1 protein-coding gene and 1 pseudogene are annotated in these 727 nt (G+C 46.5%); both read left to right on the top strand.

Annotation, left to right across the window (positions count from 1 at the left end):
* Positions 1 to 450 (top strand): DMT family transporter (locus R7Q09_RS25460; RefSeq protein WP_318143855.1); only part of this gene is annotated, 450 nt, incomplete at its 5' end.
* 146 nt (positions 451 to 596) lie between these two features.
* Positions 597 to 727 (top strand): annotated as a pseudogene (locus R7Q09_RS25455) (acyl-CoA thioesterase); the annotation flags it as partial.

The raw sequence follows: 727 nt of genomic DNA, 5'->3' as shown, positions 1-727 counted from the left end.
AGCTTAATGTTACTGGCCGCGTTAGTTTATGCCGCATACTGTGTGCTTTTAAAGCGTTGGAAGATGCCATTTAACAGCCTAACATTGGTTTACATGCAAGGCTTCTTCTCTGTCATCATGCTGACTCCACTGTGGCTTTCAAGCGAACAACTGCTTCCTAGCCAAGAGGCGCTTCCACTGATCGCTTATGCTGGTATCGCTGCGTCTATTTTCGCTCCATTGATGTGGGTAAAAGCAATAGATTTGATTGGCGCAGACTCCAGCGCCATGTTCATGAACTTAATGCCTGTGGTCTCTGTCGCCTTAGCGTCAACACTGCTCGGTGAAGAAATTCATGTGTACCATATTATCGGCGGCTTGATGGTTATCTCCGGCGTGATTCTGTCGCAGATAAAAGTACGGAAGAAGCAAACTCTTGCCGGCCAAGAACTACCATCAACTTCCGCCTAACAACAAAGAGAAAAGCCACGGAGTAGAGCCGTGGCTTTTTGGTATCAACACCTCAAACAAAAGTTAATGTTTTGTTGCTCGCCCTATTCCCGTCACAAACGCTTGCTGCTACATTGTCAGAACAATAACTCACAAAGGAATGACAGATGAGCAGTGGTCAAAGAGATATTACCCTTCGTTTTTTAGCAGAACCTGGCGACGTTAATTTTGGCGGAAAGGTTCACGGCGGCGCTGTAATGAAATGGATCGACTTAGCCGCTTATGCATGTAGTGCCGC

The organism is Vibrio sp. 2130-1 (assembly GCF_033339515.1).
Note: the sequence above shows the minus strand (reverse complement) of the source record. Positions and strands in the feature narration are given on the sequence as shown.